We start from the raw sequence: 24,128 nt of genomic DNA on the forward strand, positions 1-24,128 counted from the left end.
CGGGCACCGCGCGGGACGGCTCCCGGGCCGGGTGGTTCGGGAGCCGGCCCCGCCGTACGCACCGGCGCCGCAGCCGTCACTGCATGGCGGCCGCCACGACGACGACGATCAGCAGCACGGCGAGCAGGCCGGACATGATCCGGTTACGGGTCTTGGGGTCCACCCTTTGAGCGTAACCGGACCGCCGGGCCGGTCCGCAGCCAGTACCGCCCCGGGTCGTGTCTGGGGTTGTCCCCGGGTCCTCCACGGGTCCCGCCCGGCGCCGGGCCCGCCGCGCCCAGCGGCCCGCGCGCTCAGCGGCCGTCGCGCCGCCCTCGCGCTCAGCCGCCGTCACCCAGCGGCCAGGAGGCCACCGTCTCGTAGCGGGGCCGTTCGCCGGGGACGCCGGAGGCGGGCAGGTTGCTGCGGACGAGGGCCAGGTCGGCCACGGTCCACTCCTCGCTCTCGTACGCGGCGAGCGCGCCGGCGAAGGGGACGAGGTCCACGCGGGCCTCGCCGCCCCGGGCGCGGGCGAGGGTGAGGTGCGGGGTGTAGCGCCGGTGCTCGTCCATGTCCACGCCGGCGCGCCGGGCCGCGGCCCCCGCGGCGTCCGCCAGGTGCCGCATCGGCTCCCGGCCGCCCGCCGCGCCCGCCCACAGCACCTTGTGATCGAACCGGCCGCCACCGCTGATCCGCAGTGGGAACGGCCCGTGGCGGTGGGCGGCGCGGGCCAGCCGGGTGTGCAGCTCGGGGAGGATGCCGTCGGCCACCTCGCCGTAGAACGCGAGCGTGAAGTGCCAGCCCGCGTGGCCGGTCCAGCGCAGCCGCTCCGCGCCGGGCAGCCGACGCAGGGCCGCCGTCTCGGCCGCCAGTTCCTCGATCACCGCCTGCGGCGGAAGCACCGCTGCGAAGAGTCTCATGCGGTCATTTTGGCGTGCGCGGCAGCGTCCCGGTTGCCCACGTGGTTCCCCGCGCCCTGAAGACGGCAGCCCGGCCCGTCGCGCCCCTTCACAAGGTTGCCCAGTGAAGGGGAAACCCCGTCCCTGGCGGGATGTTCCGCTATCAGGTCGTCGTCCGCCGCGAACGGGTCTTCATCGTCCAGGTCACCTGTCTCGGCTTCTGACCGACAGTTCCCCGCACCCCTGAAGGGGCACGGGGAACTGCGACCGGCGATCGTCACGCCGCCGCTGCCACCCGGTCTCGTGTGGCGGATTCGCGGGGGACGAGGGCGACATGGCGGTGGCCTCGGCGGAGGTCGAGGCGGAGGCGGAGGCCGCCGATGCGGGCCAGGACCAGGCCGACGCCCACCGCGGCCAGTGCGGAGATCACGCCGCCGGTGAGGAAGCCGATCCGGGCGCCGTACGCGTCGGTGACCCAGCCGACGAGCGGCGCGCCCAGCGGCGTACCACCCATGAAGACCATCATGAACAGGCTCATCACGCGGCCGCGCATGGCGGGGTCGGTGGCCAGCTGGACGCTGGAGTTGGCGGTGACGTTGATCGTCAGGCCGCACATGCCGATCGGGACCAGCAGGACCGCGTACAGCCAGAAGTACGGGGAGAGGGACGCCGCGATCTCCAGGACGCCGAAGAGGAGCGCGGCGCCCACCAGGAGGCGGAGGCGGGAGGTGCCGCGTCGCGCCGCGAGCAGCGCGCCGGCCAGCGAACCGGCCGCCATGAGGGTGTTGAGCAGGCCGTACGTGCCGGCGCCCGAGTGGTAGACCTTGTCGACGAAGGCGGTCAGCCAGATCGGGAAGTTGAAGCCGAAGGTCCCGATGAAGCCGACCAGGACTATCGGCCATATCAGGTCCGGGCGGCCCGCCACGTAGCGCAGGCCCTCGCGGAGCTGGCCCTTGCCGCGCGGCACCTGCTTGCCCGGGTACAGCTCGGCGGGCCGCATCATCAGCAGGCCGATGACCGGCGCGATGAAGGACAGGCCGTTGAGCATGAAGGCCCAGCCGCTGCCGACGGCGGTGATCAGTACACCGGCGACGGCCGGGCCGACCAGCCGGGCCGACTGGAAGTTCGCGGAGTTCAGGCTGACCGCGTTGCGCAGGTCGTCGGGGCCGACCATCTCGGAGACGAACGACTGCCGGGCGGGGTTGTCGACGACGGTCACCAGGCCGAGCAGGAAGGCGACGAGGTAGACGTGCCAGACCTGGACCTGGCCGGTCAGCGTCAGTACCGCGAGGGCGAGTCCCGTGCAGCCCATCGCGGCCTGGGTGAGCAGCAGCAGCTTGCGCTTGGGCAGCCGGTCGGCGATGACGCCGCCGTACAGGCCGAAGAGCAGCATGGGGAGAAACTGCAGGGCCGTGGTGATGCCGACGGCGGCCGAGGAGCCGGTGAGGCTCAGTACCAGCCAGTCCTGGGCGATGCGCTGCATCCAGGTGCCGGTGTTGGAGACGACCTGGCCGGTGGCGAAGAGACGGTAGTTACGGTTGCGCAGCGAGCTGAAGGTGCCCTTGCGCGGCTTGACGGCAGCCGCAGCAGGTTCCGCGGGGGCGTGGGCAGTGCCGGTCCCGCGGTCGTCGTCGGGGTTCGGTGCGGGGGCGGAATCTGTTCCGGATCCCGTACTCAAGTGGTTCGCCTCCTCGGCGGTCGGTGGCATGACGGTCATCGGCGGCTTACATGTGCGCGAGCTTCTCCAGTACGGGTGCGGCGGCACGCAGCGCCTCCCACTCGTCCTCGTCCAGCCCCGAGGCCAGCTCGGCCAGCCAGACGTTGCGCTTGCGGCGGCTCTCCTCGAGCATCTCCTCCGCCTGCTCCGTCTGCATGACGACCTTCTGGCGCCGGTCGTCGGGGTGCGGCTCCAGCCGGACCAGCCCCTTGGCTTCGAGCATCGCCACGATGCGGGTCATCGACGGCGGCTGGACGTGCTCCTTGCGGGCCAGCTCACCGGGGGTGGCGGTACCGCAGCGCGCGAGGGTGCCCAGCACCGACATCTCGGTGGGGCTCAGCGATTCGTCGACCCGCTGGTGCTTGATCCGGCGGGACAGGCGCATGACGGCGGACCGCAGCGCGTTCACGGCGGCGTCGTCGTCACCGAGGGACAGTTCCGGCATGTTTGTTAGCGTAACTCATTACTCTCGCTAAAGAAAGTCGAGGGGTGCGGGACTACATGCATCACCCAAACGAGTGAGAGGGTGGCGGAAAGTGACGCGCCAGAACGGGCCGGACGTGGAACGTTGACCGCATGGGATCGAGAGTGCTCAGCCTTCGCGTCGAGAGTGAGCTGCTGGAGCGCATCGGACAGCACGCGGCCAAACGCGGCATGAGCGTCCAGGATTACGTGATCCGGACGCTCATGCGCGAGGACTTCGACGAACGCTTCAAGACGTCGGTCGAGGAGACGGAGCGGTTCTACGCCGCTCCGCCGATATAGCGGTTATGGCAGTTATGGCGGTTCTGCGGCGCTCCTCCGATACAGCCGAGGGAGCCAGTGACTACTTCAGGCCGAGCGCCTGCTCGATCGGGTTGAGCAGGAAGTAGACCAGGAAGCAGAGGCCGACGACGTTCAGCAGCCACGGGACCTGCCGGAAGCGGCCGGTCGCGGCGCGCAGCAGGATGTAGGCCACGACACCGATACCGATACCGGTGGTGATGCTGTACGTGAACGGCATCGAGACGATCGTCAGGAACGCCGGGATGCCGACCGTGAAGTCGCTCCAGTCGATCTCGCGGACGTTGGACGCCATGATCAGGAAGCCGACGACGAGCAGGGCCGGCGTGGCGGCCTGCGACGGCACGACCGTGGCGAGCGGGTTGAAGATCAGCGTGAGCAGGAAGAGTCCGCCGGTCACGACATTCGCGAGGCCCGTACGGGCCCCCTCGCCGACGCCCGCGGTGGATTCAACAAAGCAGGTGTTGGCCGAGCAGGAGCCGAGGCCGCCGCCCGCGACGCCGATGCCGTCCAGCATCAGGATCCGGCCCATGCGCGGCAGCTGACCGTTCTCGTCGGTCAGACCGGACTCCTCGCCGACGCCGATGATCGTGCCCATCGCGTCGAAGAAGCCGGAGAGCAGCACGGTGAAGACGAAGAGGCAGCCGGTGAGGATGCCGACCTTCTGGAAGCCGCCGAAGAGGCTGATCTGACCGACCAGGCCGAAGTCGGGGGTGCCCACCAGCGCGTCCGGGATCTTGGGCACGGCCAGGCCCCAGGCGCTGTCCGGCAGCCCCGCGACGGTGTTGATGATGATCGCGACGACCGTCATGACGACGATCCCGATGAGGATCGCGCCCTTGGTCTTCCGCACGGTCAGCACGAACATCAGCGCCAGGCCGAGCACGAAGACCAGTACCGGCCAGCCCTGGAGCTGCCCGCCGGTGCCCAGGCCGAGCGGCACGGTGGTGTGCGCGGAGTCCGGGTTGCGGGTGACGAAGCCGGAGTCGACCAGGCCGATCAGGCTGATGAAGAGGCCGATGCCGATGGCGATGGCGCGGCGCAGCCCGTTGGGGATCGCGTCCATGACGCGCTGCCGCAGGCCGGAGGCGACCAGGATCATCAGCACGATGCCGGCCCAGACGACCATGCCCATCGCGTCCGGCCAGGTCATCTGGGGCGCGAGCTGGAGCGAGACCAGCGCGTTGATGCCCAGCCCGGCCGCGAGCGCGATCGGGACGTTGCCGATGACGCCCATCAGGACGGTGGTCAGGCCCGCCATCAGCGCGGTGGCGGTGACCAGCTGGGCGTTGTCCAGGTGGTGCCCGTTCATGTCCTGCCCGCCGGCCAGGATGATCGGGTTCAGGATCACGATGTAGGCCATCGCGAAGAAGGTGGCCAGACCGCCGCGCACCTCACGGGCGACCGTGGAGCGGCGTTCGGAGATCTGGAAGAACCGGTCGAGACCGTTCTTGGGCTCGGGCGTGGCGCCGGACGGGGAATCGGCGTCGGCCTCGGTGGTGGCCGGGGTGGGCATCGGTGGTGACCTCAGAGGAAACGGGCCTGGGGAGGCGCGGGCGGCCCGGAGAAACGGACCACACAACAATCGGATCAGGTTTGTTCTATCAGACGACAGAAACCGGTCAGATCCGGAAAGGTTCAGTATGAATAAACAAAACGATGATCGCTATCTCCGCGCGTAGACCCCTGTGCCGACCGGATCGGCCGGGTTCCGGCACGGTTCGCGAGTGCCGGGGACAGCCGGCGGACCGACCCGCCGTAAGCTTGGTGGTATGTGGAAGAAGTCCGAACTGCGCGAGGCCCCCGCCCCTCTGGAAGGGCCCGTCGTCGCCACCGTCACCGGCGGCACCGTCATCTGGTTCGTGCTCTTCCTCGCCCAGCTGCCCTTCTACGGCTGGTTCGACGACCGGGGCACCACCTGGTGGGTCTGGACCTGCCTGGCCGGCGCCGGCCTCGGACTGCTCGGCATCTGGTACGTCCGCAAGCGCGACGCGGCCATAAAGCGCGACGCGGCCGCGAAGAGCGCCGAGGGCCGGGCCGCCGGTTCCGGCGCCTGACCCCCGGGTGATCCGGGCCCCCGCGTCCGCGCGGAGGCCCCTCGAAGCACCTCTCCGTCAGTCGAACCAGCGCGCTCGCGCCAACTCCTCCGTACGGGTCGGGTCCTCCAGCAGCGCCGCCACCTCGAAGCGGCGCGGCCACTGACCGGTCGCCCAGGCCAGCCCGGCCGCCACGCCCTCGAACGTGGCCGCGTGCACCGTGCCGTCGGCGGCGCGCAGCCAGTCCAGCTCGGTGTCCCCGCCGTCCGCGGTCACCAGCAGTTCGTCGTGCTCGACGTACGTACCGGGCGTGTCGGGGCCCAGCAGCACGCGTACCGCCTCCGGCACCTCGCGCACCGTGCCCTCGCTCCGCACCTCGGCGGCGCACTCCTCGCTCAGCCGCCGTACCTGGAGCAGCTCGGCCAGCGCGGCGGCGCGGCCCGGGCTGACCGGCAGCAGCGGCCGGTCACCGGCCAGCGGCAGCAGATCGGGCGCGTCCGCGATGACCGCGTCGGCCGCGTCCACCACCCGCACCGCTTCCCCCACCACGGCCCGCAGCTCGTCCGGCAGCGTCACCTGTTCGGGGTCCATCCCCGCCAGCGCGCCGTACAGGGCGTGCAGCTGAGCGGCCGTCACCCCGGCGTCCTCGTCGGCCAGCCGCCCGAGCAGTTCGGCGGCGCCGCCCGGCTCGTCCAGCAGCGCCTCCACCGAGGTCCGTACGCCCAGGGCACGCAGCACCTGCGCGTCGACGTCGCCGGCGTCCGCCGCCTCGTACAGGCCCGCCAGCAGCGGGTCGCCGCCCGCGGAGCGCAGGCCCGCCGGGCGCCGTCCGTCGAGCACGGGGTGGCCGCGCAGCCACCACGCCGTGTACGGGCGCACCGTCTCCGTCGTGCCGTCCGGGAGCAGGACCCGTACCGGGGCGGTCAGCGCGTCCCGCAGCGGCGGTTGCGACAGCATGGCCAGCACCTGCGGCCAGGCGTCGTCGTCGACCAGGTCCAGGTCCCGTACGGCGACGATCTCGGTGGCGACGGGCGGCACGGGGGTCTCGGGCAACCCGTCGAGGACGTCCTCGCACCACACGTCCACCGCGTCCAGCAGCCCGGTGTCGTCCGGCTCGGCGAAGTCGCCGTCCCGGGGCTCCAGCTCGTCCGGGTCCAGCACCACGTCCTGGGCGCGGACCAGCGCGAAGTCCGCCAGCACGCCCACCGCGGTCAGCGGCTGCTCGCCCCAGCGGGCCGCCAGCTCCTCGTCCACGCAGGCCAGTTCGCCGTCCCGGATGACCCGCTCGAACGCGCTGCCCGGGTAGACCAGCTCCCCGGCCGGGGCCGGCTCGCCGTCCTCGTCGGGCAGCGCCAGCGCGCCCAGCCACGGCTCGTCGCCCGGGGCCAGCCCCGCGTCGCGGACCAGCCCGAGCACCGCCTCGGCCAGTTCCTCGCCGGCCAGCGCGCCGCCGGGCCCGTCCGCCGTCTCCTCGGCGAAGACGTCGTACTCGTCCTCCGCGTCCTCCAGGGAGTGCGCGACCGCCGCGCGTACCTGGGGGGTCGTCAGGACGGCGCGCGGCGTGGCGGGCACCGCGCCCAGCTTCTCCAGCAGCGGGTGGACCGCGTCCGGGTGCGCGACCTTCAGCCCCAGCCGGGCCAGGGTGCGGTGCCGGGACGCCGTCTCCGTGCCCTCCTCGCGGAGCGGCAGCAGCACCTGGCGGGGGCCGATCGTCGTCCGGCCTCCCCCGGTCGCCTCGGCCGGCCCGCCCGCGAGCGGTACGGGAAGCCCGCTCAGCCGGTCCGGGTCGGTCCCGGCCAGCGAGGCGTACAGCCGCCGCCACCAGGACGGCGCGCGCTCCACCCCGGCCAGCCGGTCGACGACCTCGCCCAGCGGCACCCGGGCCACGCCCAGCGCGCGCAGCTCGGGCCGCCGCTCCAGCCCTGCGGGGAGCAGGCTGGGGAACAGCTCGGCCAGGACGGCGACGGTCTCGGCGCCCGCGCCCTCGACCAGTTCGGCCTCGACGGGGCGCAGCACGTACGGCCCGTCGGCCTCGGCGCCGGCCGGTTCGTCGGCCTCCGGCCAGGTGCCGAGCGCGCGGTCGGCCTCGCGGCGCACCGCGGTGCCGGCGCCGGCACCGGGCAGGAACGGCACCCGCGGCAGCCGCTCCAGCACCAGCCGCCGCAGCTCGCCGTCCAGGCCGCCCTTGCCCAGCGGCCCCGGCACCAGGTCGATGGTGCCGACGGAGGCCGGCTCCCAGTCCCGGAGCAGCGTGGCGTAGGCGTCGGCGGCGCGCTCGGTCACGAAGTCGGCGAGCGGGCCGGGCGCGACGTGCCGGCGGGTCGGCTCCAGTGGGAGCGACGCGATGAGCAGCGCGGGCAGGCCCAGCGGCTCGTCGGTGGGGGTCGGCGCGTGCACGACGGGCGCGGTGGCCGGGCGTACCGGCTCGCCCTCGGCGTTCACCGGCACCGCCCAGGTCACCGACCAGGCGGGCCGCAGCCGTTCCTCGACGGGTCGGTCACCCAGCAGCGCGGGCTCCAGGGCGCCGCCGTCGGAGGCGACGCGCCAGCGCACCGTGCCGCGCGCGCTGTCCTCGACCACGACGTACGGGCCGTCCGCGCCGCGCCGCAGCGTACGGACGCCCTCGGCCGTCTCGATGACGATCTCGCCCAGGCCCGGCAGGGTCAGCAGCAGCGCGTCGTCGACGGCGGCCAGCAGACGGTGCGTCAGGTCCTCGGCGGCGCCGTCCCGCAGCGGCAGCACCACGGCGGTGTCGTACCCCTCGGGGGCCGTGCCCTCGGCGGGCAGCGGCAGCCGGAGCAGCGGTACGTGGCCGTCCCGGCGGCGCAGTTCGTTGCCCAGGCCCGGACTGTGCGCCGCGACATCCAGCGCCATCGAACGCGCCTCGGCCAGCGACCAGCGCACGCCGCCGGTCCTGCCGACCACCGCCGGTTCGTCGGTCACGGCCAGCACGGCGGCGAAGCCGACGCCGAAGCGACCGACCGCGCCCGCCGCCGCGTCACTGTCCCGCTTGGCGGAGGCGCGCAGGGTGGACAGCGACTCGACGCCCGTGGCGTCGAGCGGCGCGCCGGTGTTGGAGGCCACCAGGACCGCGTGCGTACCGTCCTCGCCCGGATGCAGCGTCAGCCGGAGCCGGCCCGGCACCCCGGCACGCGCGGCCGCGTCGGCGGCGTTCTGCGCCAGCTCGACCACGAGCCGGTCGCGGTACCCGCCGAGCGCGAGGTCCTCCTCGGCGTTGGCATCCTCGCGGAACCGGGCCGGAGAGCCGGCCCAGGCGTCCAGTACGCCCCGCCGCAACCGCGCGGCTCCGAAGGGGTCCGCACCATCGACGGGATTCCGGACGGTCGCCCTACGGCTCACGACTGCTCCCTCGCACACAGCTTCCCGCCCCGCGGCGGCTTCGCACGTCATTCTTCCGCCTCGGGTGCCCCGCGAACGGCCGGGGTACGACACGCCTCACCAACGGGCCGAGAACGAGGGGGTCCGCGACCGGGGCGCGTGTCGAGCCGTACGTCGCACCGGCGTACGCCGAGGCGGTGCGGGGCGGGCGCGCGCCGGGGTTCGGCCCTCGGCCGCGGCGGCCGGGCGTACGTCCGGCGCCACGTACGTCAGGGCGTCCCCGGCGTGCGGCGTCCCCGGCCCCGTGCCTGCGGTCGGCGGCGGCGGGCCGTCGTCCCGGTGGATCAGCTGTGGCCGAGCTCTTCGGCGGGTTCGCCCTCCGAGACGGAGCCGCCGGTGCGGTCCGGGCGGAGCGGCATGGGCTCGACGACGGTCTCGTCGATGACCGGCGGGGCCGGGCGCGGCGGCTTGGGCATCACGGCGGCCTCGGAGTGGCCGCCGCAGCCGTACGCCAGCGAGACGACCCGGCCGTCCGCCGGGGAGAACTCGTTCGCGCAGACGCCGAAGGCCTGCCGGAGCGAGCCGGCGAGCGGTACGAGGAAGCCGCAGCTCATGCAGGCGGCGGGCGCGGCCTGCGCCATCGGGGTCTTGGCGCCGTACGCCTCCTCCCAGCGGTCGGCCGCCGTGTGCAGGCCGTACCGGGAGAGCACCCGGGCACGGCCCATGCCCAGCTCCTCGGCGACCGCGGCGATGCTGCCGCGGGCCGGCACGGTGGCCTGGTGCGCGGGGGTGCCCGCGACCACGTCGGCGTCCTCGGCCTCGGCCAGCTCCGCGAGCGGGCCCCGGCGCGCCTCGGCGTCCTCGTCGGCGCTCGCGGCGGCCTCGGTGCCGGCGCTCCGCGCGGCACGTGCCGCGTCGGCGCGGTCCGCGGCGGTCGGACCGGCCGCGTCCGCGTCGGGCGAGCCGGGGGCGACGGGCGGGACGCCCACGCCGCCGTTGTCGCCGAACGTCTCGTCGGCCGCGAAGCCGGGCTCCAGCCGCAGGTCCTCGGACTCGGTGGGCAGCAGGTCGCCCGGGCCCATGTCACCGGGGCGCAGCCGCTCGCTCCACGGCACCCACTCGGGTGCCAGCAGCGCGTCGGGGCCGGGCAGGAGCACCGACTCGTCGAGCGTGACGACCTTGGCGCGGGAGGCGCGGGCGACGGTGACGGCCCAGCGCCAGCCCCGGTACCCGGGCTCCTTGCATTCGAACAAATGGGTGACGACGCGGTCCCCGTCGGCCACTGCGTCGACGTGCTCACCGACCATGCCCGGAAGGGCGGCCTCCTCGGCCGCCCCGCGGGCGAGTTCGACGGCCTCGGCGCAGAGGCGGTCGGGCGTACGGCTTCGCATCGCAGCACTCACAAGAATCGATTCTCTCTTCCACGCCGTCTCACGAGCGCGCCGGCCGGAGCCGTCCTGAACCTGTCCGGACGACCGACGGGCCGGGGCGGGCGGAGCGGACCTGGGGACCGCGTCGACGTCCGCGCCCGATCAGCCCTCCAGAAGCAGCGCGCCTATACGAACCATTCTGCGGGATCGCGGCAAGGCGCGCGGCCAAGAGCGACCGCCGGTGGCGCGCTACACACGCTACCCCTTCAATCGTGTACGACCCCCCGGCGGGAGCGGCAAATGTCACCGGCAGCCGCCACGGGCCCCTCCGCCACCCCTCGCACGCCCGGGAAGGAACCCGTGGAAACTCGTGGAAACTGGCATCACCTGGGCGAGTTGAGGGGCCGTTTCGGGCACTATGACGACGTGGCCGCCGCCAGGGCATCGACCGAGGGCAGCGGCCCGGCCCGTGGCGCGGGCCGGGCCGTCGGCCGCGCGAGCCGGGCCGCCGGGGCCGCGGTACGCCGCCCGTTCGCCGCTTCCGGGCGCGCCGTCCGCCGCGCGACACACGCGCACGGCGCGGGCGAGTCGGGCCTCGGAAAGCTGATCGAACTGCACGCGGTGAACTCCGCGGGCGACATGCTGATCACCGTCGCGCTCGCCTCGACCGTCTTCTTCTCCGTCCCCACGGACCAGGCGCGCGGCCGGGTGGCCCTGTACCTGGCGGTCACCATGGCGCCGTTCGTGCTCCTCGCACCCGTCGTCGGGCCGCTGCTGGACCGGCTGCCGCACGGGCGGCGCGCCGCGATGGCCGGGGCGATGCTGGCCCGCGCGGTGCTGGCGCTCACGATGTCGGGCGCGGTGGCCACGGGCGGCCTGGAGCTGTACCCGGCCGCGCTCGGCGTACTGGTGTCGTCCAAGGCGTACGGCGTGGTCCGTTCGGCCGTGGTGCCCCGGCTGCTGCCGCGCCGCTTCTCCCTGGTGAAGGCCAATTCGAGAGTCACCCTGGCCGGACTGCTGGCCACCGGCGTGGCGGCGCCGCTGGGCGCCGGGCTGCATCTGCTCGGCCCGGCCTGGCCGCTGTACGGCGCGTGCGCGGTGTTCGCCGCAGGCACGTTTCTCTCCTTTTCGCTGCCGCACAAGGTCGACTCGGCGCGGGGCGAGGCGCGGATTCCTCCGGCGCGGCGGGCGCGCCGCCCGCGGCCCGGGCTGCGCACCGTCGGCGGGTCCGCCCTGCGCGGCCTCCGGGCGAACTCCGCGCTGCGCGCGCTCTCCGGCTTCCTCACCTTCTTCCTGGCGTTCCTGCTGCGCGAGCACCCGCTGGGCGGGCTGAGCCCGGCGGTGTCGCTGGGGGTGGTGGCGGTGGCGGCGGGGGCCGGGAACGCGCTGGGCACGGCGGTCGGGGCCTGGCTGCGGGCGCGCGGCCCAGAGGTGATCATCGCGGTGGTGCTGACGCTGTCGTTCGGCGTGACGGTGGCCGCCGCGGTCCTCCACGCCGTACTGGCGAGCGTGATGATCACTGCCACCGCCGCCACGGCCGGGCTCTGCCAGGCGCTGGGGAAGCTGTCGCTGGACGCGCTGATCCAGCGGGACGTCCCCGAGTCCTTCCGCAACTCGGCCTTCGCCCGCTCCGAGACGGCGCTCCAGCTGTCGTGGGTGGTGGGCGGCGGGCTGGGCATCGCGCTGCCGCTGCACGGCGTCCTGGGCCTCGCCGTGGCCGCCGGCGTACTGGCCCTGGCCGCCGCCACGACCGTACGGGGGCTCCTCTCCGCGGCCCACGGGCACGGCGCGGCGCGCCCCCGTGTGGCGTGATCCCCGGGGCGTGCGCGGCGCCCCCGTGTGGCGTAACCGGCTCCACACGGAGCAGCGCGCACCGTACCCCGGCGTCGTGCGGGCCCGGCGGCCAGATAGCCTGCCCGCATGACCGCGTTCTCCTCCTCGCTCCGGGGCAAGGGCCGCCGTGCCGCCGCCGCCGCGGGCGCCGTGTCCCTGGGACTGCTCGTCCTCTCCGCCTGTGACCAGCCCACGCCGCGGGCGACCGTGACCGCCGGCCAGGACTCCGTCACGGCCGAAGCCTCCTGCTACGAGGACGGCAAGACCATCGGCGACCTCACCTCCAAGAACAAGGCGGAGCAGGCCAAGTTCGAGAAGTGCATGACGGCGAAGCCGGATCAGACGATCACCATTCACCCCGGTGACAAGGTCCGCCTCGGCGTCGAGCCGGACATGGCCGAGCAGGGCTGGATCGCCATGGCGAACGGCATGCCGGTGACCAGCCTGAGCAAGCAGACCTACACGTCGGTCGAGGGCGACCGGGTCTTCTACAACCAGCAGACCCAGCAGATGGCCGACTCCGCGACGATCTCGATCATGACGTCCAAGGGCGGCAAGTACACCGGCGTCTGGAACATCAAGCTCGAGCGCGCCTCCTCCTGAGCGCCGCTCCTGAACCGCCCGGTCACCTGATGCACATCCTGGTCGTCACCGCCGTCCCCGCCGAACGCGACGCGGTCACCGCCGCGACGGCGGGACGGCCCGAGCGCATCGCCGTGCCGGGCGGTTTCGCGTTGCACCGCACCGTGCGGTCCGACTCCCCCGGGGGCCCGTTCGCCCTCGACGCCCTCGCCGCCGGCGTGGGCCCGGCCGCCGCCGCTGCCGGCGCCGCCACGGCCCTCACGGCCGCCGCGCTGTCCCCCTCGACCTCGTACGACCTCGTCGTCTCGGCCGGCATCGGCGGCGGCTTCGCGCCCGGCGCGCCCGTCGGCTCGCTGGTCGTCGCGGAGGAGATCGCGGCCGCCGACCTCGGCGCCGAGACGCCCGGCGGCTTCCTGCCGGTCACCGCGCTCGGCTTCGGCACCGACGCGCACCGTCCGCCCGAGGACCTGGTCGCGGCCGTCGCCGCGGCCACCGGCGCGCTGCCCGGCACCGTCCTGACGGGCTCCACCGTCACCGGCAGCACGGCCCGCGCCGCGGAGCTGCTGGCCCGCCATCCGCGCGCGCTCGCCGAGGCCATGGAGGGCTTCGGCGTCGCCGAGGCCGCCGCGGCGCACGGCCTGCCCGTGCTGGAACTCCGTACGATCTCCAACCCCGTCGGCCCGCGGGACCGCGCCGCCTGGCGGATCGGGGAGGCGCTCGCCGCCCTCACCGCCGCCTTCGCCGATCTGCCGCGAGCCCTGCACTCAAGGAGCACGCCATGAGCCAGGCGCTCAAGATCGCGTTTTCGCCCTGCCCGAACGACACGTTCGTCTTCCACGCCTGGGCGCACGGCAAGGTCCCCGGCGCCGCCGCGCCCGAGGTCACCTTCGCGGACATCGACCTGACCAACGGCATGGCCGAGCGCGGCGAGCTGGACGTACTGAAGGTGTCCTACGCCGAGCTGCCCTGGGTCCTGGACGAGTACGCGCTGCTGCCCTGCGGCGGCGCGCTCGGCCGCGGCTGCGGGCCGCTGGTGCTCACCAAGGACGCGGCCACCCCGGCCGACCTCAAGGGCCGTACGGTCGCCGTGCCCAGCGAGCGCTCCACCGCGTACCTGCTGTTCCGGCTGTGGGCGGCCGACCAGGTGCCCGGCGGCGTGGGCGAGGTCCGGGTCATGCCGTTCGACGAGATCATGCCGGCGGTGCGGGACGGGCTCGTCGACGCGGGGCTGGTCATCCACGAGGCCCGCTTCACGTACCAGAACTTCGGTCTGACCTGCCTGGCCGACATGGGCGAGCACTGGGAGACCACGACCGGGCTGCCGATCCCGCTCGGCGCGATCATCGCCAAGCGGTCGCTGGGCGAGGAGAGGCTGCGCGAGCTGGCCCGGACGATCACGACGTCCGTGCGGATGGCCTGGGAGGACCCCGAGGCCTCGCGTCCCTACGTCCTGGAGCACGCGCAGGAGATGGACCCGGCCGTCGCGGACCAGCACATCGGGCTGTACGTGAACGAGTTCAGCGCGGACCTGGGCGAGGACGGCTACGCGGCGGTGCGCGGGCTGCTCACCCGTGCCGCGGCCGAGGGGCTCGTACCGCCCCTCGGCCCGGATGCGCTGAAGTTCGTATGACGGCCGGCCCCCGCGGGACCTCCCGCGGGGGTGCTTCCGGACGGCCGGTCCGCCGTCCTCAGACGTCCAGCTGGTCGGCGACGGCGCGCAGCATGCCGGCGATCTTGCCGCCGTGCGCCCTGTCGGGGTAGCGCCCGCGCTCCAGCTGCTGCGCGACGCCTTCCAGGAGAGTGGTGAGGTCCTGCACGATCGACGCGAGCTCGTCGGGCTTGCGCCGCTGGGCCGCCGCGACGGAGGGGGCGGGGTCGAGGAGGGTCACCGAAAGTGCCTGGTCACCACGTTGGCCCGCCACGACGCCGAATTCGACGCGCTGGCCCGGCTTGAGTGCGTCCACGCCGGCGGGCAGCACCGAAGAGTGCACGAAGACGTCACCGCCGTCGTCGCGGGAGAGAAAGCCGAAGCCCTTCTCGCTGTTGAACCACTTGACCTTGCCGGTAGGCACGTCTGTCCTCGTCCTCGTACTCGTCGGGAAAAATGGGGGTAGCTGCGCACACAACAGCTCTGGATAGCAATGCAGCGGGTCTGCGGACCCGCCGGCACCAAGGCTAATGGTCCGGGGCCTGGTGACAAGACGTCGCCGGGTGGTTCCTCAACGCTTCCGAGCGGGGACTTACCCTGGTCGTGTGTCTGACAATCCTCCCGTCCGGGGTGCGGCCCCGGCGGTCACCGAAGGTCCGCGCGCCGGGGACGCTCTCGTCCGGATCGGCGCGATCGTGTTCCTTATTGGCGCCTTCGCCACGCTCGCGACGATGACGCCCCTTTTCCTCGGCTCCGACCCGTTGCCGCCCGTCTTCTACTGGGTCTGCATGCTCATGGGCGCGGGCTTCCTGATCGCCGCGGCCGGAGTGCTGCGCTCGATCGCGGCGCAGCGGCGTCAGGCCCGCGAAGCGTCCGCGAGGTAGCCCTCCAGCCAGGCCGGGAAGGCGGCCAGGCCGGGCAGGACGACGTCCGCGCCGGCCTCCCGCAGCTCTTCCTCGGAGCACGGGCCGGTGGCCACCGCGACCGAGAGCGCGCCCGCCGCCCGGGCACCGCGCACGTCGCCGGTGTGGTCGCCGACGTAGACGCTCGCGCCGTACTCCCGCAGCGCCTCCGCCTTGCCCTCCGCCCACAGCGAGCCGATGACAGCGTCGGCGTTGATGCCCAGGTGCTTCAGATGCAGCTTGGCGTTGGGCTCGTACTTGGCCGTGACGACGATGGCGCGCCCGCCCACCCGTCGCCCACCACCACCCTTCGCCGGAAGGCGCTCCGCGCCTGCCCCTATCGATTGCACGGCCTCGACGGCCTCGCGCGCACCCTCCATGGCGAGCGTGCCGGTGATGGCGTGCTCGGGGTAGAGCGCGCGGTAACGGTCGGCGATCTCGGCGACCCGCTCCTCGGGGTACCAGTTGCGGATCTCCTGCTCCAGCGGCGGCCCGAGCCGGCTGGTGACGAGGTCGGTGTCGATGTACGTATCCGTGGCCGCTGAGAGCGCCGCGTAGGCGTCCTTGATGCCCGGCCGGGAGTCGATCAGGGTCATGTCGAGGTCGAAGCCGACCGTCAAGGTGTGCGTGGCCATGACAGCCATTGTGCCTCTGGCACGCACGGCCACGGTCCGTACACTTAGCGGAGCCTTACCTTCTTCCTCCGTAGGCGTACGCCTCCCCTCCGTACGCGTACACGCTCCATCTGAACACTGCGCTCCGCGGAATGGAACCGATGTCAGTCGCCCTGGCCGGCAGCCCCAGAAGCTCTCCGGCACGACGCCGCATCTGCTGGACTGCCGCAGCGTCGCTCGCACTGCTGCTCGCGGTGCTCCTCTCCCTCGCGGTGGGCAGCCGCGCGATCGCGCCCCGCGAGGTGCTCGACGCGCTCTTCTATGGAGGCGACAGCGAAGCGGCGCAGATCGTGCTGTTCCTGCGGCTGCCGCGCACCCTCGTGGGGCTGCTGGTCGGCGCCGCGCTCGCGCTGGCCGGCACGGCGATGCAGGGCATCACCCGCAATCCGATCGCGGACCCCGGTGTCCTCGGCATCAGCCAGGGCGCCTCGGCCGCCGTGGTCCTGGCCATCGCCTTCGCGGGCGTGCACTCGCTCTCCGGATACGTCGGCGTCGCCTTCTCCGGTGCCGCGCTCGCGGCCGTCTTCGTGTACGCCGTCGCCGCGCGCGGCCGCGGTGGCGCCACCCCCGTCAAGCTCGCGCTGGCCGGTGCAGCGATCAACGCGCTGCTGGTCGCGGTGACCATGGCGGTGCTGACGACCAGGTCGGCGGCGCTGGACGAGTTCCGGTTCTGGCAGGTCGGCTCGCTGACCGGCCGGGACGCCGCCGTGGCCGCCCAGATCTGGCCGTTCCTGCTGGTGGGCGCGGTGCTGGTGGTCGTCGTCGCGCGCGGCCTGGACGCCCTGGCGCTCGGCGAGGACGTCGCGAAGGGGCTGGGCCAGAAGGTCGCCACCGTACGGATCGTGGGCGGGCTCGGCGCCGCCGTGCTGACCGGCGCGGGCGTCGCGGCGGCCGGCCCGGTCGCCTTCGTCGGTCTCGCCGTGCCGCACCTGGCCCGCGCCCTCGTCGGCAGCGACCACCGCTGGGTGCTGCCGACCGCCGCGCTGATCGGCCCGGTGATGGTGCTGGTCGCCGACACCGTGGGCCGCGTCCTCTTCCCGCCCTCCGAGGTGCCGGCCGGGGTGATGACGGCCCTGATCGGCGTCCCGTTCCTGGTCACGCTGGTGCGCCGGAAGGCGGTGGCGGCATGACCTCCGCCTCCGCCACTCAGGCCCCTCCGGCTCCGATACGCCCGGCCGGCCACGCGCTGCTGCGCGCCGGCCGGACCGCCTTCCTGATCCACCGCCGGGCCGCGCTCGTCGCCGCCGTGCTCACCCTCGTGCTGGCCGCCGGCTGCGTCGCGTACCTCTCCCTCGGCGAGCACGCCGTCGCGCCCACCGAGGTGATCAAGGTCGTACTCGGGCACCCCTCGCCCGACGCGCTCGTGGTCGGCACGCTGCGGCTGCCCCGGATGTGCGTCGGGCTGCTGGCCGGCGCCGCCTTCGGCGTGGCCGGCGCGCTCATCCAGACCGTCGCGCGCAACCCGCTCGCCAGCCCCGACATCATCGGCATCACCCAGGGCGCGAGCGCGTTCACCGTCGGCGCGATGACCTTCGGCATCGGCTCGTACGCCGTCCTGCCGTACCTGTCCGTCGCGGGCGGCCTGCTCGCCGCCGCGCTGGTCTACGTCTTCGCCTGGCGCGGCGGGCTGCACGCCACCCGCTTCGTCCTCATCGGCATCGGCTTCGCCGTCGCCCTCCGCTCGGTCACCCAGCTGTTCCTGACCAAGGGCGACTACCTCGTGGCGCAGAAGGCCCAGGTCTGGATGGTCGGCTCGCTCAACGGCCGGGGCTGGGCCGAGGCCCTACCGCTCGCCTGGGCACTGCTCGTCCTGATCCCCTGCGTCCTGTGGGCGGCCCGCGCGCAGCGCACCGTCTCGATGGACGACGACACCGCGACCGCGCTCGGCGTACGGCTGGGCCGCACCCGGCTCGGCCTGGCCACGCTCGGGGTGCTGCTGGCCGCGCTGGCCACCGGCGCCGCGGGGCCTGTCGACTTCGTGGCGCTGCTGGCACCGCAGATCGCCCGCCGGCTGACCCGTACCGCGCAGATACCGCTGCTCTGCTCGGCGCTGCTGGGCGCGTGCGTCGTGGTCCTCGGCGACCTGCCGGCCCGCACGCTGTTCGCGCCGACCGAGCTGCCGGTCGGCGTGCTGACCGCGGCCATCGGCGCCCCGTACCTGATCCATCTGCTCGTGAGAGGGCACAGCGCCCGGCGCCGTGCCGCGGGAGGAAGCGCGTGACCACCATCGACGACCGCACCGCGAGCAGGCTCACCGCACGCGGGCTGACCCTCGCCTACGAGGACCGCACCGTCGTCGACGGGCTGGACCTGGACGTCCCGCACGGCGCCGTCACCGTCGTCGTCGGGCCGAACGCCTGCGGCAAGTCCACGCTGCTGCGGGCGCTGGGCCGGCTGCTGAAGCCGCGCGGGGGCGCGGTGCTGCTGGACGGTACGGACCTCGCCCGCATCCCCACCAGGAAGATCGCCCAGTCGGTCGGCCTGCTGCCGCAGACGCCCGTCGCGCCCGAGGCGATCACCGTGGCCGACCTCGTCGCCCGCGGCCGCCAGCCGCACCAGCACTGGTGGCAGCAGTGGTCGGAGGCGGACGAGCGCGCGGTCACCGAGGCGATGGACCGTACCGACGTCATCGAGCTGGCCGACCGGCCCGTCGACGCCCTCTCCGGAGGCCAGCGGCAGCGCGTCTGGATCGCCATGGCCCTCGCCCAGGAGACCGACCTGCTGCTCCTCGACGAGCCCACCACCTACCTGGACATCTCCCACCAGGTCGAGGTGCTGGACCTGGTGCGGCAGCTGAACCACGAGCGCGGCCGCACCGTCGTCGCCGTCCTGCACGACCTCAACCAGGCCGCGCGCTACGCCGACCACCTGGTGGCGATGAAGGCCGGGCGGATCGTCGCCCAGGGCCCGCCCGCCGAGACGGTCACCGCCGAGCTGGTCCACGACGTCTTCGGCCTCGACTCGGTCGTCGTCCCCGACCCTGTGACCGGCTCCCCGCTGGTCGTCCCCGGCCGGCCCTGGCAGTCCCCCGCCGACGGCTGACCGTCCCCGTCCCGGGGCCGTCCCTCGGCCCCGGGCCACCGCTCCGGGGCTTCTCCTCGGCCCCGGGCCACCGCTCCGGGGTCTCCCCTCGGCTCCGGGGCCGCTCCCCTCCGCTCCCCTCCGAAAGGCCCGCTCATGGTCTCCGTCTCCGTCCCCGTACCCCGTCCCCTCCGCGCCGCCGCCGTCCTGGCCGCGGCCACCGTCGCCCTGTCCGCCTGCGGCGCCACCGGTGCCACCGGTGGCGCCGGGTCCAAGAACGGCGGCGGCTCCTTCAAGGCCACCGACTGTCCCGCCCAGCCGAAGACCACGTGGGCGAAGCCGGCCGACGGCGCGCACACCGTGCCGACCGCCATGGGCGGCGTGAAGGTCCCCGCCGCCCCGAAGCGCGTCGTCGTCCTGGACACCGCCGAGCTGGACTCGGCCCTCACCCTCGGCGTGAAGCCGGTCGGCGCCACCCACGCCGACGTGGCCTCCGGCTTCCTGGCGTACCTGCCCAAGGACAAGGTCGCCGGGATCAAGGACGTGGGCACGATCGGCACGCCCGACATGGAGGCGATCACGGCCCTGAAGCCGGACCTCATCCTCACCAGCAAGGTCCGCGACGGGCAGCGCTACGAGCAGCTGAAGAAGATCGCCCCCACGGTGATGACCGAGACCACCGGCTACCCGTGGAAGCAGAACTTCGCCACGCACGCCGACGCGCTCGGCAAGGTCGAGGAGGGCAGGAAGACGGCCGCCGCGTACGAGAGGCACGCGGCAGAGGTCACCGATGCGCTCGGTGGCGCCGACGCGGCCGCGAAGAAGACCACCAACGTCGTGCGCTTCGTCGAGGGCGCCGACACCCGCATCTACGGCTGCCAGAGCTACATCGGCACCCTCCTGGACGACATCGGCACCGCCCCCACCGACGTGGTGAAGGACGCCAAGGACGGCCTGATGACCGAGATCGGCCCGGAGCAGATCACCCGCGCCGACGCGGACGCGGTCTTCTACTCGGCGTACGGCAGCCCCGAGAAGTCCAAGGAGAGCCAGGTAACCGGCGGCGCGCTGTGGAAGAACATGAAGGCCGTGCAGAACGGCCGCGCCTTCCGCGTCTCCGACCAGCTCTGGCTCCAGGGCATCGGCTACACCGCGGCCGACCGCATCCTAGATGAGCTGAAGCGGGACCTTACGAAGTAGGCCGGGGGCTGGCGAAGCGGGCCGGGGCCTGACGAGGGCCAGGCCCGGCGCGCTGGACCGGGCTCCGGCTGCGTGGGCCGGGGCCGGGGCCCGGTGAAGTGGACCGGGCCCGGCGAAGTGGGCCGGAGGCCGTCCGCTCACCGCGGCCCTCGCCTCCCTCACTGCGGCCCCTCGCCTCACCGCGGCCGTCGGCCCCTCATCGCGGCCCTCGCCGTATGCGCCACAGCAGGAAGAGCGCGGAGGCGACGGCCGCGACACGGACGACGACCGGGAGCGCGTCGGTCAGCACCGGACCCAGCCGGTCCTGGCCGAGCGGGTCGCCCCACTTGCCGGCGAACCGGCCCCACAGCCAGACCAGCGCCGCCACGCACACCAGCCCCGGCACGCCCAGCGCAGCGAACTTGGCCTCGGCACGCGACAGCTTGCGCGAGGAGTACGCCACGACCCAGCCGAGCGCGGCCGCGAGCCAGCTGCCGACCGCGGCACCCGCTGCCAGCAGCAGCACCGCCAGCACCAGGACCGGGCTCGGCTTCGGCCGCGGCGCCACCGCCACCGCCTCGCCGGCCCCCTCGGCAGCGGGCGCTGCGGCCGGCGCGGCGGGGGCGCCCCGCCGCCAGGGCAGCGCCTTGCCTGTCGCCTTCTTCAGCACGCCGGGCAGCCCGCCCCGCCCCGTGTCCGCCGCCTCCGTGCCGGCCGCCGGCTCCTCGGCCTCCTCCTCGTCGGTCTCCGGCGGGCGCCGTATCTCCTCGATCTCGATGCCGCCGACGAAGCCGGGCACGGTCTCCCCGGGGCCGTACGGCTCGGCCGTGCCGAACGGCTCGGCCGACACGCGCCACCAGTCCGGCTCCTCCTCGGCCGTCGCGTCCCGGCCGCCGAGCTGGTCCAGGTCCGCCAGATGCGGCGGCGGGGCGCCCTGCTGAGGCACCATCGGCTGCGCGCCACCACGGGGCGCGGGCGCCTGGCCCCCCTGCTTCGGCTGCCGCTTGAGCAGCGAGGGCAGCGCGCCCGGCCGCCGCTCCGCCGGCCCCCCGGCCGGCTCCTCCGGCACCGGCTCCTCGCCGCTGACCGCCGCCGCGACCACCGATTCGGGCGTGCCCAGCCTCGCGAGGAGGCGTTTGACGTCGCCGCCGCCCCGGCCCCGGTCCGCGTCTATCCGCGACCGCAGCCGGGCGACCAGCTCCATACGCTGCCGGGCCGTCAGGCCCCGTCCCTGCGCCAGGTCGCCCACCCGGCTCAGGTAGTCGAAGACCAGCTGATCACTCTCGATCCCCACCGAAACACCTCTGCGCCAGGCCGATTCCCGCCGCTCCGACGGTACCCCTCGCGCCGCCCCCTCCCACGCTTTTCCACAGGGGGCGGGCAGCGGCTTTTCCACAGGCGCGCGGACAAGGCTTTCCACACCCGCGCGGACAGGGGGCGGGCAGCGGTTCTCACGGGCGCGCGGGCACCGGCGCCCCACCCGCAACCATCGGCCCACCGGCCGCCAGACGGTAACGTGGGGCGAATGAGCGGCAGCAATCCGTCCCCCCGCACGCTGGCCGAGGAGTTGCGCAACCGGCCGGACGTCGACCTGTCCGCTCTGCTGCGGTCCCGGCCCGACCTGCTCAACCCCGTCCCCGGCGACCTGACCCAGCTGGCCACCCGGGCCGGCACGCGGGCCTCCGTGGTCCGCGCCGTGGAGCGGCTGGACGCCTTCGCGCTGCAGACCGCCGAGGCGCTCGCCGTCGCCCCCGACCCCTGCCCGTACGGCACGCTCGCCGGGCTGATGACGGGCGACGAGGACGCGGCCGACACCGACCCGCAGCTGCGCGCCGCCGTCGCCGACCGGCTCCCCGAGGCGCTGGCCACCCTCCGCGCCCAGGCGCTGGTCTGGGGGCCCGACGACCGGCTCCGGCTCGTCCGCACCGCCCGCGAACTCCTCGCCCCGAGCGCCACGCACCCCTCCCCCACCGGCCTCGGCCCCACCGTCGCCGAGGCCGCCTCGGGCATGTCCCCCGGCCGCCTCCAGGAGATCCTGGCCACCGCCGGGCTGCCCGCCACCCCCGATCCGGTGACCGCCGTCGCCGCGCTGGCCTCGCTCTTCGAGGACCGCGCCGCCATGGCGACGCTGCTGGACGACGCCCCCGCCGAGTCCCTGGCCGTCCTGGACCGGCTGGTCTGGGGCCCGCCGTACGGCTCCGTGACCGCGCAGCCCGCGCCGCACCTGCGCTGGCTGCTGGACCGCGGCGTGCTGCTCCCGGTGGGCGCGCGGAACGTCGTGCTTCCCCGCGAGGCCGCCCTGCACCTGCGCGCCGGGCGCGCGCACCGGGCGCCGGAGCCGCAGCCCCCCGCCCTCGCGCCTGCCACCGCGCGCGATCCGGAGATGGTGGACCGCACCGCCGCCGGCCAGGCGTTCACCGCGCTGGACACGATCGAGGAGCTGCTCAAGGAGTGGGACCTCGGCGGCCCGCCCGTACTGCGCGCCGGCGGCCTGAGCGTCCGCGACCTCAAGCGGACCGCGACAGCGCTGGACACCGGAGTGCACACCGCCGCCTTCTGGCTGGAACTGGCGTACGCGGCCGGGCTGGTGGCCTCGGACGGCGAGGCCGACGAGCAGTACGCACCCACGCCCGCCGCCGAGGACTGGCGGCAGCTGCCCGCCGAGGAGCGCTGGGTCCGGCTGGCCACCGCCTGGCTGGCCGCGACCCGCACGGCAGGCCTCGTCGGCACCGCCGACACCAAGGGCCGCACCCTCGCAGCGCTCGGCCCGCACCTGGACCGCTCCCCCGCACCCGAGGTGCGGCACCGCGTCCTCGCCCTGCTCGGCAGCGTCCCGCCCGGCACCGCCGTCCCGCAGGACGCCGTCCTGGCCCGCCTCCGCTGGGAGCGGCCGCTCCGCGCCGCCGACCGGGCCGCCGCCCCCGGCAACGCGCCGGAGAACGGCCGGACCGCCGACCACAACGCCGCCGGGAACGCGGCGCACACCGCCCCGCAGGACCTCCGCTCCCGTATCGCCCTGTGGTCCCTCCACGAGGCCGAACTCCTCGGCCTCACCGGCCGCGGCGCCCTTGCGGGCCACACCCGCGCCCTCCTGGAGACCGGCCCGGACGCCGACGACGAGAAGGCCCGCCGGGCCGCCGCCGCTGCCCTCGCCCCGCTGCTGCCCTCCCCCCTGGACCACGTCCTCCTCCAGGCCGACCTGACCGCCGTCGCGCCCGGCCCCTTGGAGCGCCCGCTCGCCGACGCCCTCGATGTGCTGGCCGACGTGGAGTCCAAGGGCGGCGCGACCGTCTACCGCTTCACGCCCGGCTCCGTACGCCGCGCCCTGGACGCGGGCCGGTCCGCCACCGACATCCAGGCGTTCCTCACCGCCCACTCCCGTACGCCGGTGCCGCAGCCGCTCGCGTACCTGATCGACGACGTGGCACGCAGACACGGCCGGCTCCGGGTGGGCGCCGCCTCCGCCTACGTACGCTGCGACGACGACGCGCTGCTGAACGAGATCCTGGCCGACCGGCGCGCCGACGGGCTGCGGTTGCGCCGCCTCGCCCCGACCGTGCTGGCCGCCCAGGCCGCGCCGGACGCCCTCCTGGAAGGGCTGCGCGCGATGGGGTACGCACCCGCCGCCGAGTCCGCCGAGGGGGACGTGGTGATCACCCGCGCGGACGCCCACCGCACCCCGCCGCGCACCGCGCCGGCGCCGGTCCCCGACGGCCCGCCGCCCCCGGACGCCACGCTGCTGGAGGCCGCAGTACGGGCCATCCGCGCGGGCGACCTCGCGGCCACCGCCGAACGCAAGCCGGGCCCGGCGGCCGCGGCGCCCGCGCCCGGCCGGCTGCCGCGCACGACGTCGGCCGAGACGCTGGCCACGGTGCAGGCGGCGGCGCTGACCAACTCGGCGCTGTGGATCGGGTACGTCAACGCCGACGGCGCGGCCAGCCAGCGCGTCATCGCGCCCGTCCGCGTCGAGGGCGGCTTCGTGACCGCGTACGACCACACCGCCGACGAGGTCCGCACATACGCGCTGCACCGCATCACGGGCGTAGCCGAGCTCGCCGACGACGCCGCTTCCTGACACCGCGGAACGCGCGCTCCCGGAATGCGGGGGCGCGCGGCTCCGAGGTGCGGGGCGCGCGTGTCTGGCTGCCGGGGCGTGCATGCCCGGC

22 protein-coding genes are annotated in these 24,128 nt (G+C 74.5%); 12 read left to right on the forward strand and 10 right to left on the reverse strand.

Annotated elements, in window-relative coordinates; all coding sequences use genetic code 11:
- Nucleotides 1–76 precede the first annotated feature (76 nt).
- From ACIGQF_RS24900 to ACIGQF_RS24915, 4 genes are all read right to left on the reverse strand, one after another.
- Nucleotides 77–334 carry a hypothetical protein gene (locus tag ACIGQF_RS24900; protein WP_399714118.1) on the reverse strand — a complete coding sequence of 86 codons (258 nt, stop codon included), beginning with the start codon at nucleotides 332–334 and terminating at the stop codon, nucleotides 77–79.
- Entirely contained in the window at nucleotides 321–899 is a 579-nt protein-coding gene (thpR, locus tag ACIGQF_RS24905) for an RNA 2',3'-cyclic phosphodiesterase (protein WP_399714121.1), read from the reverse strand. Before thpR ends, ACIGQF_RS24900 begins: the two co-directional genes overlap by 14 nt.
- A 256-nt stretch (nucleotides 900–1,155) precedes the next feature.
- Nucleotides 1,156–2,556 (reverse strand): MFS transporter, encoded by a 1,401-nt coding sequence (locus tag ACIGQF_RS24910; protein WP_399714123.1) that lies wholly within the window; start codon nucleotides 2,554–2,556, stop codon nucleotides 1,156–1,158.
- 46 nt (nucleotides 2,557–2,602) lie between these two features.
- Nucleotides 2,603–3,040 carry a MarR family winged helix-turn-helix transcriptional regulator gene (locus ACIGQF_RS24915; protein ID WP_399714125.1) on the reverse strand — a complete coding sequence of 146 codons (438 nt, stop codon included), beginning with the start codon at nucleotides 3,038–3,040 and terminating at the stop codon, nucleotides 2,603–2,605.
- A 131-nt stretch (nucleotides 3,041–3,171) separates the two neighbouring features.
- On the opposite strand from ACIGQF_RS24915, the gene ACIGQF_RS24920 reads away from it, so the two are divergent.
- Nucleotides 3,172–3,360 carry a ribbon-helix-helix protein, CopG family gene (locus ACIGQF_RS24920; RefSeq protein WP_361559279.1) on the forward strand — a complete coding sequence of 63 codons (189 nt, stop codon included), beginning with the start codon at nucleotides 3,172–3,174 and terminating at the stop codon, nucleotides 3,358–3,360.
- Between the two features lie 61 nt (nucleotides 3,361–3,421).
- Here ACIGQF_RS24920 and ACIGQF_RS24925 read toward each other — a convergent pair whose 3' ends face one another.
- Nucleotides 3,422–4,894 (reverse strand): NCS2 family permease, encoded by a 1,473-nt coding sequence (locus ACIGQF_RS24925; RefSeq protein ID WP_399714129.1) that lies wholly within the window; start codon nucleotides 4,892–4,894, stop codon nucleotides 3,422–3,424.
- A gap of 256 nt (nucleotides 4,895–5,150) precedes the next feature.
- On the opposite strand from ACIGQF_RS24925, the gene ACIGQF_RS24930 reads away from it, so the two are divergent.
- The gene (locus tag ACIGQF_RS24930) at nucleotides 5,151–5,435 is read left to right on the forward strand and encodes a DUF2530 domain-containing protein (RefSeq protein WP_399714132.1); all 285 of its coding nucleotides are present in this window, start codon (nucleotides 5,151–5,153) and stop codon (nucleotides 5,433–5,435) included.
- Between the two features lie 57 nt (nucleotides 5,436–5,492).
- On the opposite strand, the gene ACIGQF_RS24935 is transcribed toward ACIGQF_RS24930, so the two are convergent.
- Both ACIGQF_RS24935 and ACIGQF_RS24940 read right to left on the reverse strand, forming a co-directional pair.
- Entirely contained in the window at nucleotides 5,493–8,774 is a 3,282-nt protein-coding gene (locus ACIGQF_RS24935) for a sacsin N-terminal ATP-binding-like domain-containing protein (RefSeq protein WP_399714135.1), read from the reverse strand.
- 323 nt (nucleotides 8,775–9,097) lie between these two features.
- Entirely contained in the window at nucleotides 9,098–10,144 is a 1,047-nt protein-coding gene (locus ACIGQF_RS24940; protein WP_361559270.1) for a DUF3027 domain-containing protein, read from the reverse strand.
- Nucleotides 10,145–10,549: 405 nt separating this feature from the next.
- On the opposite strand from ACIGQF_RS24940, the gene ACIGQF_RS24945 reads away from it, so the two are divergent.
- The 4 genes from ACIGQF_RS24945 to ACIGQF_RS24960 all read left to right on the forward strand — a co-directional run bounded on the left by ACIGQF_RS24945 (nucleotide 10,550) and on the right by ACIGQF_RS24960 (nucleotide 14,168).
- A complete protein-coding gene (locus tag ACIGQF_RS24945; protein ID WP_399714439.1) occupies nucleotides 10,550–11,935 on the forward strand; it encodes an MFS transporter in 1,386 nt (461 codons plus the stop codon).
- Between the two features lie 108 nt (nucleotides 11,936–12,043).
- Entirely contained in the window at nucleotides 12,044–12,559 is a 516-nt protein-coding gene (locus tag ACIGQF_RS24950) for a hypothetical protein (protein ID WP_361559267.1), read from the forward strand.
- A gap of 29 nt (nucleotides 12,560–12,588) precedes the next feature.
- Nucleotides 12,589–13,320 (forward strand): futalosine hydrolase, encoded by a 732-nt coding sequence (locus ACIGQF_RS24955; RefSeq protein ID WP_399714140.1) that lies wholly within the window; start codon nucleotides 12,589–12,591, stop codon nucleotides 13,318–13,320.
- The gene (locus ACIGQF_RS24960; protein WP_399714143.1) at nucleotides 13,317–14,168 is read left to right on the forward strand and encodes a 1,4-dihydroxy-6-naphthoate synthase; all 852 of its coding nucleotides are present in this window, start codon (nucleotides 13,317–13,319) and stop codon (nucleotides 14,166–14,168) included. The genes ACIGQF_RS24955 and ACIGQF_RS24960 overlap by 4 nt, the downstream gene beginning before the upstream one ends.
- 58 nt (nucleotides 14,169–14,226) lie before the next feature.
- Here ACIGQF_RS24960 and ACIGQF_RS24965 read toward each other — a convergent pair whose 3' ends face one another.
- Nucleotides 14,227–14,610 carry a cold-shock protein gene (locus tag ACIGQF_RS24965; protein WP_361559258.1) on the reverse strand — a complete coding sequence of 128 codons (384 nt, stop codon included), beginning with the start codon at nucleotides 14,608–14,610 and terminating at the stop codon, nucleotides 14,227–14,229.
- Between the two features lie 181 nt (nucleotides 14,611–14,791).
- On the opposite strand from ACIGQF_RS24965, the gene ACIGQF_RS24970 reads away from it, so the two are divergent.
- A complete protein-coding gene (locus ACIGQF_RS24970; protein ID WP_362214243.1) occupies nucleotides 14,792–15,070 on the forward strand; it encodes a hypothetical protein in 279 nt (92 codons plus the stop codon).
- Here the strand turns inward: ACIGQF_RS24970 and ACIGQF_RS24975 are convergent.
- Complete coding sequence (locus ACIGQF_RS24975) at nucleotides 15,043–15,723, reverse strand: HAD family hydrolase (RefSeq protein WP_399714146.1); 681 nt, start codon at nucleotides 15,721–15,723, stop codon at nucleotides 15,043–15,045. The two genes, ACIGQF_RS24970 and ACIGQF_RS24975, sit on opposite strands and share 28 nt — an antisense overlap.
- Nucleotides 15,724–15,854: 131 nt before the next feature.
- On the opposite strand from ACIGQF_RS24975, the gene ACIGQF_RS24980 reads away from it, so the two are divergent.
- The 4 genes from ACIGQF_RS24980 (at nucleotide 15,855) to ACIGQF_RS24995 (ending at nucleotide 19,983) form a co-directional block, all read left to right on the forward strand.
- Nucleotides 15,855–16,892, forward strand: a complete 1,038-nt coding sequence (locus tag ACIGQF_RS24980) for a FecCD family ABC transporter permease (RefSeq protein WP_399714149.1) — start codon at nucleotides 15,855–15,857, stop codon at nucleotides 16,890–16,892.
- Nucleotides 16,889–17,983, forward strand: a complete 1,095-nt coding sequence (locus ACIGQF_RS24985) for a FecCD family ABC transporter permease (RefSeq protein ID WP_399714152.1) — start codon at nucleotides 16,889–16,891, stop codon at nucleotides 17,981–17,983. The genes ACIGQF_RS24980 and ACIGQF_RS24985 overlap by 4 nt, the downstream gene beginning before the upstream one ends.
- Nucleotides 17,980–18,804 (forward strand): ABC transporter ATP-binding protein, encoded by an 825-nt coding sequence (locus ACIGQF_RS24990; protein WP_399714154.1) that lies wholly within the window; start codon nucleotides 17,980–17,982, stop codon nucleotides 18,802–18,804. Before ACIGQF_RS24985 ends, ACIGQF_RS24990 begins: the two co-directional genes overlap by 4 nt.
- 135 nt (nucleotides 18,805–18,939) lie before the next feature.
- Complete coding sequence (locus ACIGQF_RS24995) at nucleotides 18,940–19,983, forward strand: ABC transporter substrate-binding protein (protein WP_399714157.1); 1,044 nt, start codon at nucleotides 18,940–18,942, stop codon at nucleotides 19,981–19,983.
- Nucleotides 19,984–20,179: 196 nt separating this feature from the next.
- On the opposite strand, the gene ACIGQF_RS25000 is transcribed toward ACIGQF_RS24995, so the two are convergent.
- Nucleotides 20,180–21,256, reverse strand: a complete 1,077-nt coding sequence (locus ACIGQF_RS25000; RefSeq protein WP_399714159.1) for a hypothetical protein — start codon at nucleotides 21,254–21,256, stop codon at nucleotides 20,180–20,182.
- A gap of 231 nt (nucleotides 21,257–21,487) precedes the next feature.
- Between ACIGQF_RS25000 and ACIGQF_RS25005 the strand changes: the two genes are divergently transcribed.
- Nucleotides 21,488–24,037: a helicase-associated domain-containing protein gene (locus ACIGQF_RS25005; RefSeq protein ID WP_399714161.1), complete on the forward strand. Its 2,550-nt coding sequence runs from the start codon at nucleotides 21,488–21,490 to the stop codon at nucleotides 24,035–24,037.
- Nucleotides 24,038–24,128 lie beyond the last annotated feature (91 nt).

The organism is Streptomyces sp. NPDC053560 (assembly GCF_044544605.1).
In the GTDB taxonomy this organism is placed as follows: domain Bacteria; phylum Actinomycetota; class Actinomycetes; order Streptomycetales; family Streptomycetaceae; genus Streptomyces.